The following is a 7,703-nucleotide window of genomic DNA, read 5'->3' as shown; positions in this document are numbered from 1 at the left end:
CGTTTTCGTTCCGTGCGACGTTTGTCTGTGGTCGCGCGCCCCTGCTCACTCGGGCTCGGCCTCTTAGTTCCTCCCCCCGCGCGCCCGTCCCGGGCCGCCCCCGCCGGGCCCCGCCCCTCTGGCTTCCGATCCTGTTTCCGGTCCTTCGTCTCAGATCCTGACCTGCACGGCACGGGTGAGGCGGTCGTGCAGGCCGCGGCCGTCGCGGTCCCAGACGAGGGCCGGGATCAGCAGGGCGAGCAGTGCGGTGCGCAGCACCACGCGGCCGAAGCCGAGCCGCCCGCCGTCCTGGGAAACCACTCGGAGGCCGAGGATCCGCTTCCCGGGGGTAAAGCCCACGGTGCCGACCGTCAGGACCACCAGGGTGACGAATACGGCCAGTGTCCAGTTCCCCGCGCCGTTCCAGTCACGGCCCGTGATCAGGCTGTACGCGATGAGCTGGCAGGCCAGCCAGTCGATGGCGACGGCGCCGAGCCGGCGGCCGAAACGGGCCACCGAGCCGGGCCCCTGCTGCGGCAGGCCGAGCTGTTTGCCGGGGTACCCGAAGTCGGCACCCATCTCCTCGGCGGCCTCGCGGGGGCCGGAGAGCCAGGATCCGATTGCTTGCCTCTTGTCCACGCGAACACGGTACCCGTGCCGCTCGACGCCGTTCCGGCGGGACCCTGGTTAACTTGTGCGAAACAAATGGGTCATGCTTGAGAAACCCCGTCTGCTTATGGTCGGGTCAGCGTGCGGCACCGCACTGACGCACCACTAGCTATAAAACCCGCCCCTGCCCCGGGGCTGGGAGTAGGAGGAGTTGGATGTTCAAGAACGCCGACGAAGTGACGCAGTACATCAAGGAGAACGACGTCAAGTTCGTTGACGTCCGCTTCTGCGACCTGCCTGGTGTGATGCAGCACTTCACCATCCCGGGGCGGGCGTTCGACCCGAACGAGGAGCTGGCCTTCGACGGCTCCTCGATCCGCGGCTTCCAGGCGATCCACGAGTCCGACATGGCGCTGCGCGCCGACATCACCACCGCGCGCCTGGACCCGTTCCGCAAGGACAAGACGCTCAACATCAACTTCTTCATCCACGACCCGATCACGGGCGAGGCCTACAGCCGCGACCCGCGCAACGTCGCGAAGAAGGCCGAGGCGTACCTCGCCTCCACAGGCATCGCCGACACGGCGTACTTCGGCCCCGAGGCCGAGTTCTACGTGTTCGACAGCGTGCGCTTCGCGACCTCCGCGAACGAGAGCTTCTACCACATCGACTCCGAGGCCGGTGCCTGGAACACGGGCTCCGAGGAGAACAACCGTGGTTACAAGGTCCGCTACAAGGGCGGTTACTTCCCGGTAGCCCCGGTCGACCACTTCGCCGACCTGCGCGCCGAGATCTCCCTCGAGCTGGACGCCCAGGGCCTCCAGGTCGAGCGTCAGCACCACGAGGTCGGCACCGGTGGCCAGGCCGAGATCAACTACAAGTTCAACACGCTGCTCGCCGCGGCCGACGACCTGATGCTCTTCAAGTACATCGTGAAGAACGTCGCCTGGCGCAACGGCAAGACCGCGACCTTCATGCCGAAGCCGATCTTCGGTGACAACGGCTCGGGCATGCACGTGCACCAGTCGCTGTGGGCGAACGGCGACCCGCTGTTCTACGACGAGGCCGGCTACGCGGGCCTCTCGGACACCGCGCGCTACTACATCGGCGGCATCCTCAAGCACGCCCCGTCGCTGCTGGCGTTCACCAACCCGACGGTGAACTCCTACCACCGCCTGGTCCCGGGCTTCGAGGCGCCGGTCAACATGGTGTACTCGCAGCGCAACCGCTCCGCCGCGATGCGCATCCCGATCACGGGCTCGAACCCGAAGGCCAAGCGCGTCGAGTTCCGCGCCCCGGACCCGTCCTCGAACCCGTACCTGGCGTTCGCGGCCCTGCTGCTGGCCGGCCTCGACGGTGTCAAGAACAAGATCGAGCCGATGGAGCCGATCGACAAGGACCTCTACGAGCTCTCCCCGGACGAGCACGCGAGCGTCCCGCAGGTCCCGACCAGCCTCGAGGACGTCCTCAAGGCCCTCGAGGAGGACCACGAGTACCTCCTGGCCGGCGGTGTCTTCACCCCCGACCTGATCGAGACCTGGATCGACTACAAGCGCACCCACGAGATCGCCCCGATCGCCCAGCGCCCGCACCCGCACGAGTTCGAGCTCTACTTCGACCTCTAAGCCGTGCCGTGCTGACGCACTGATCGGACGAAGCCCCGCCCCCTTCCTCAAGAGGGGGGCGGGGCTTCGTCGTGTGGCGCTACGTTCGGGGGATGGACGACGCGTGGAAGACCATCGGGGCGCTCGGGGCGCGATTCGACGAGCACGACCGGGAGCGGGGGATGGCGCACGAGGAGAGCGTCACGCTGCAGATCCTGAAGATCGGTGAGGAGTTCGGCGAGGCCGCGCAGGCCGTCATCGGGGCCAAGGGGACCAACCCCCGCAAGGGGAACTCGCACACGTGGAGCGATGTGGAGGCGGAGGTCGCCGACGTCATCGTCACGGCGATGGTCGCACTGGCCCGGATGCGGCCCGACGCTCCCGCCTTCTTCGCGGAGCACCTGAAGGAGAAGTCGGCCCGGTTCCTCTGAGCGCCGGAGGGCTCAGCGCATCAGGGGCATCGCGCCCGTGAGGTCGCGCAGGCAGCGAACCGCGAGTTCCGAGGGGGAACCGGGGGCCGAGGGCGGGGTGTCCGTGGTGGACCACAGCTCCAGGGAGATGCGGATCGCGTCCGTGGCCGCCGCCGCGAGGAGGCGTACGGCGAGGGGCTCGGCCTCCGGGCCGGCGAGCCGGGCGAGGACCGGGACCAGGCGCTCCTCGGAGTCCTGGTTGACCCGGTACCAGACGGCCCGCAGGGCCTCGTCCGTCGTGGCGGCGCGCAACAGGACGCGGGTGACCTCCAGGCCCTCCTCGACGGCCTGGGGGGCGGTGAGGGAGCGGGTGACGGCGCGCTCCAGGGCCTCGGTCAGCGGGGTGCCGGGGTCCTCCTCGGCGAGCAGCGCGCGCCAGGCGTCGCCGCCGCCCGCGAGCAGGGGGGCGACGGCCTCCTGCTTGTTGCGGAAATAGCGGTAGAACGTGCGCAGCGCCACGCCCGCGCGGTGGGCGATGTCCTCGGCGGTGGTGCCGTCCGGGCCGTGCTCGGCGAAGAGTTCGCAGGCCGCGCGGGCGATGTCGAGCTGGGTGGCCGCCTTGCGGCGCTCGTTCAGCGACTGCGCTCCGGGGCCGCCCTGGGGAGAGTACGGACGAGGGGATCTCACGGGGGAAGGATACCTTGGCCTGCCCACAGGAATGCATGTTTTGACAGGCTGGCAAAACGTGTCATGGCCGGAGTACGCTCCCGCCCATGAACCGTTACGAAGGACGTCGTGTCCTCATCACCGGCGGCGGCTCCGGCATCGGCCAGGCCACCGTCCACCGCATCCTCTCCGAGGGCGGCCGCGTCCACACCGTGGACGTCAACGAAGCCGGCCTCAAGGCCACCGCCGACCGGGCGGCCGCCGACGGGCACGCCGACCGCCTCACCACCGCGGTCCTCGACATATCCGACGAGGCCGCGGTCAAGGCGGGCATCGCCGCCGCCGTCGACGCCCTCGGCGGCAGCGGCGTCGACGTACTGGTCAACGCCGCGGGCATCCTGCGTTCCTCGCACACCCACGCGACCACGCTCGAGTTCTGGAACAAGATCATCGCGGTGAACCTGACCGGTACCTTCCTGGTCATCCGCGAGTCGCTCCCGGCGCTGCTGGCGGGCGACCAGCCGGTCGTCGTCAACTTCAGCTCCACCTCGGCGTCCTTCGCCCACCCCTACATGAGCGCCTACGCGGCCAGCAAGGGCGGCATCCAGTCCATGACCCACGCGCTGGCCGCCGAGTACAGCAAGCAGGGGCTGCGCTTCGTCGCCGTCGCGCCCGGCTCCATCGAGAGCGGCATGACCACCGGCACCGGCCCCGGCCTGCCGGAGGACACGGACTGGAGCCTGTTCGCCAAGCTCGCCCCGGCCCTCGGCCAGGGCTTCGCCGGCCCGCAGACGGTCGCCGGCGTCGTCGCCATGCTGGGCTCCGAGGACGGCGCCTTCATCACCGGCACGGAGATCCGCATCGACGGCGGTACGCACTACTAGGGCGGCTCCTTCGGATCCTGCCCGGCCCCGTCAGCCCCTGAAGCGGTCCCACAGCCGGGGGAAGCGCTCCGCGAGCACGGCTTCGTTCTCGAAGTCCAGCGCAGCGCCCTCCGGCTCCGCCGCCTGGAGCGGGATCCCCAGATCCGGCGCGACCGACCCGGTCAGCTGCTCGTACGCCTCGTCCGCCGCGTACCCCAGCTCCTCGCCGTCCCCGTCGATCTCCTCGTCGAACTCGTCGAGGAGCTCCGCGAGCTGGTCCGGATCGTGCACCCCGCCCTCGAAGACCTCCCGGCCCTGGCCGATCAGCCAGCACCGGAAGTAGTCGAACGCGTCGTCGCTGGCCCCGTCGAGCAGCACCCACGCCGCGCCCCACAGGTCCCAGGTGTACGCCCGGTTGTACCGCGACTCGAAGTGCCGGGCGAAGTCCAGGACGGAGTCCGGGTCGAGCTGCGCCAGCCGCTCCACGAGCAGCTCGGCGTGTTCCTCGGGGTCGCCCTCGGCGGCCTCGCGGGTACGGTCGACGATCTCCCAGAACTCCGTCTCGTCCATCACCGCTCAAGCATCACGGGTCCGCACCCCCACCGCCACCGCATGCGCCGCGAAAGGCCGGTCCAAGCCCCCGCACGGCCGCATGGGTGCCGGACTTCGGCCTCGCCCCGCTCCGGCCGGCCGCAGCCGCACGGCACAGCCGCGACACGCGAAAGGCGGCCCGCCCCCGAAGGAGCGGACCGCCTCACGGTCGTTCGTCACGCCGGCCGTCCGGGCCGCCGGGGCCTACAGGCCGTAGCGCTCCCGGGCCTCCTTGATGGAGGACGCCGGGACCTCGCCGCGGCGCGCGAGCTGGGCCAGCGCGGCCACCACGATCGACTGGGCGTCGACACCGAAGTGGCGGCGGGCGCCCTCACGGGTGTCGGAGAGGCCGAAGCCGTCCGTGCCCAGCGAGGTGTAGTCCTGCTCGACCCACTGGCTGATCTGGTCCGGGACCTGACGCATCCAGTCGGAGACGGCGAGCACCGGGCTGGTGACGCCCTCCAGCGCACGGGTGACGAACGGGGTGCGCATCTCCCCGCGCAGCAGCGCCTCGTCGCACTCCAGCGCGTCGCGGCGCAGCTCGCCCCAGGAGGTGGCGGACCAGACGTCGGCGGCCACGTTCCAGTCGGCGGCGAGCAGCTTCTGCGCGTCGAGGGCCCAGTGGATGGCCGTACCGGAGGCCATCAGCTGGATCTTCGGGGCGTCGGCCGCCGGGGCCGCCTCCGCGAGGTCCGCCGCCGTGTTGAAGCGGTACAGGCCGCGCAGGATGCCTTCCTCGACGCCCTCGGGCATCGCGGGCTGCGGCTTCGGCTCGTTGTAGACCGTCAGGTAGTAGAAGACGTCTTCCGGCTTCTCGCCGTACATCCGGCGCAGACCGTCCTTGACGATCACCGCGATCTCGTACGCGAAGGCCGGGTCGTAGTTGAGCGACGCCGGGTTCGTGGACGCGATCAGGTGCGAGTGGCCGTCCGCGTGCTGCAGGCCCTCACCGGTCAGCGTGGTGCGGCCGGCCGTGGCGCCGACGATGAAGCCCTTGCCGAGCTGGTCGGCGAGCTGCCACATCTGGTCGGCGGTGCGCTGCCAGCCGAACATCGAGTAGAAGATGTAGAACGGGATCATCGGCTCGCCGTGCGTCGCGTACGACGTGCAGGCGGCGATGAAGTCGGCCATGGCGCCGGCCTCGGTGATCCCCTCGTTGAGGATCTGGCCGTCCTTGGCTTCCTTGTAGTACATGAGCTGGTCGCGGTCGACCGGCTCGTACGTCTGGCCCAGCGGCGAATAGATGCCGGCCGACGGGAAGAGGGACTCCATACCGAAGGTGCGGGCCTCGTCGGGGACGATCGGAACCCAGCGCTTGCCGGTCTCCTTGTCCCGCATCAGGTCCTTGACGAGCCGGACGAAGGCCATGGTGGTGGCCATCTCCTGCTTGCCGGAGCCCTTGAGCAGCGGGGCGAAGGAGCGGTCGGCCGGAGCCGGCAGGGCCACGTGCTTGACCTTGCGGGCCGGCGCCGGGCCGCCGAGGGCCGCGCGGCGCTCGTTCAGGTACTGGACCTCGGGGCTGTTCGCGCCCGGGTGGCCGTACGGGACCTGGCCGTCGGCGAAGGCGCTGTCGGGGATCGGGAGGCCAAGGAGGTCACGCATGTCCTTGAACTCGTCGATCGTCAGCTTCTTCATCTGGTGGTTCGCGTTCTTCGACTCGAACCCGGCGCCCAGCGTGTAGCCCTTGACGGTCTGCGCGAGGATGACCGTCGGCGCACCCTTGTGTTCCAGGGCGGCCTTGTACGCGGCGTAGACCTTGCGGGGCTCGTGGCCGCCGCGGGAGGTGTGGAAGCACTCGGCGATCTTCGCGTCGGAGAGCACGCCGGCCAGCTGCACGAGCTCGGCGTTGGCGCCGAAGAAGTGCTGGCGGATGTAGGCCACGTCGCGGGTCGCGTACGTCTGGAACTGCGCGTCGGGTACCTCGCGCAGCCGGCGTACCAGGGCGCCCGTGGTGTCGAGCTGGAACAGCTCGTCCCAGGCGGAGCCCCACAGCGACTTGATGACGTTCCAGCCGGCGCCGCGGAACTGGGCTTCCAGCTCCTGCACGACGCGGAAGTTCGCGCGGACCGGACCGTCGAGGCGCTGCAGGTTGCAGTTGATGACGAAGGTCAGGTTGTCGAGCTGCTCGCGGGAGGCCAGGGCCAGGGCGGCGGTCGACTCGGGCTCGTCCATCTCGCCGTCGCCCAGGAAGGCCCAGACGTGCGAGTTGGCGGTGTCCTTGATGCTCCGGTTCTGCAGGTAGCGGTTGAAGCGCGCCTGGTAGATCGCGGAGAGCGGGCCGAGGCCCATGGAGACCGTCGGGAACTCCCACAGCCACGGCAGGCGCCGCGGGTGCGGGTAGGACGGGAGGCCGTTGCCGCCGGCCTCCTGGCGGAAGTTGTCGAGCTGCTGCTCGGAGACCCGGCCGTCGAGGAAGGCGCGGGCGTAGATGCCGGGGGAGGCGTGGCCCTGGATGTAGAGCTGGTCGCCCGATCCGTCGGCCTCCTTCCCGCGGAAGAAGTGCTGGAAGCCGGTCTCGTACAGCCACGCGGCGGAGGCGAAGGTGGCGATGTGGCCGCCGACGCCGTACTTGGAGCCGCGGGTCACCATGGCGGCCGCGTTCCAGCGGTTCCACGCGGTGATCCGGGCTTCCATCGCCTCGTCGCCGGGGAACTCGGGCTCCGCGGCGGTGGGGATGGTGTTGACGTAGTCCGTCTCGAGGAGCTTCGGCAGGGCGAGGCCGGCGGCCTCGGCGTGCTGAAGGGTGCGACGGAGCAGGTATTCGGCGCGGCGCGTACCGGCGGCCTTGGCGACGGCGTCGAGGGAGGCCGCCCATTCGGCGGTCTCCTCGGTGTCGCGGTCCGGGAGCTGGTCGAGCTCGCTCGGAAGCTTTCCTACGGGGTCGGACATCGGTGTGCGCCGCCTTCCGGACAAAGGAGAGGTGGTGAAGAAATCCCTGACGGGCAGGACAGGGTCGTTGGACCCGGGTGGGGTCCGCGGAT

The 7,703-nt window shown here is 70.1% G+C and carries 7 protein-coding genes; 3 read left to right on the top strand and 4 right to left on the bottom strand.

Translation table 11 applies throughout. From position 1 onward, the window contains the following. Positions 1-150: 150 nt before the first annotated feature. Complete coding sequence (locus ABZY57_RS08590; RefSeq protein ID WP_356509499.1) at positions 151-618, bottom strand: RDD family protein; 468 nt, start codon at positions 616-618, stop codon at positions 151-153. Positions 619-803: 185 nt separating this feature from the next. Between ABZY57_RS08590 and glnA the strand changes: the two genes are divergently transcribed. After that, complete coding sequence (glnA, locus tag ABZY57_RS08585; protein WP_356509497.1) at positions 804-2,213, top strand: type I glutamate--ammonia ligase; 1,410 nt, start codon at positions 804-806, stop codon at positions 2,211-2,213. A 92-nt stretch (positions 2,214-2,305) separates the two neighbouring features. Continuing rightward, positions 2,306-2,623, top strand: coding sequence for a MazG-like family protein (locus ABZY57_RS08580; protein WP_356509496.1), 318 nt, complete (start codon positions 2,306-2,308; stop codon positions 2,621-2,623). A gap of 12 nt (positions 2,624-2,635) precedes the next feature. On the opposite strand, the gene ABZY57_RS08575 is transcribed toward ABZY57_RS08580, so the two are convergent. Further along, the gene (locus ABZY57_RS08575; RefSeq protein ID WP_356509494.1) at positions 2,636-3,289 is read right to left on the bottom strand and encodes a TetR family transcriptional regulator; all 654 of its coding nucleotides are present in this window, start codon (positions 3,287-3,289) and stop codon (positions 2,636-2,638) included. 86 nt (positions 3,290-3,375) lie between these two features. Here ABZY57_RS08575 and ABZY57_RS08570 point away from each other — a divergent pair, with 86 nt between their 5' ends. Next, positions 3,376-4,152: an SDR family oxidoreductase gene (locus ABZY57_RS08570; protein WP_356509492.1), complete on the top strand. Its 777-nt coding sequence runs from the start codon at positions 3,376-3,378 to the stop codon at positions 4,150-4,152. Between the two features lie 30 nt (positions 4,153-4,182). Here ABZY57_RS08570 and ABZY57_RS08565 read toward each other — a convergent pair whose 3' ends face one another. Both ABZY57_RS08565 and aceE read right to left on the bottom strand, forming a co-directional pair. Next, positions 4,183-4,701: a DUF4240 domain-containing protein gene (locus tag ABZY57_RS08565; protein WP_356509508.1), complete on the bottom strand. Its 519-nt coding sequence runs from the start codon at positions 4,699-4,701 to the stop codon at positions 4,183-4,185. Positions 4,702-4,926: 225 nt separating this feature from the next. Then, the gene (gene aceE, locus ABZY57_RS08560; RefSeq protein ID WP_356509490.1) at positions 4,927-7,611 is read right to left on the bottom strand and encodes a pyruvate dehydrogenase (acetyl-transferring), homodimeric type; all 2,685 of its coding nucleotides are present in this window, start codon (positions 7,609-7,611) and stop codon (positions 4,927-4,929) included. Positions 7,612-7,703: the final 92 nt, after the last annotated feature.

The organism is Streptomyces sp. NPDC006450, assembly GCF_040612195.1.
Lineage (GTDB): Bacteria > Actinomycetota > Actinomycetes > Streptomycetales > Streptomycetaceae > Streptomyces.
This window is presented reverse-complemented; position numbering and strand designations above follow the sequence as displayed.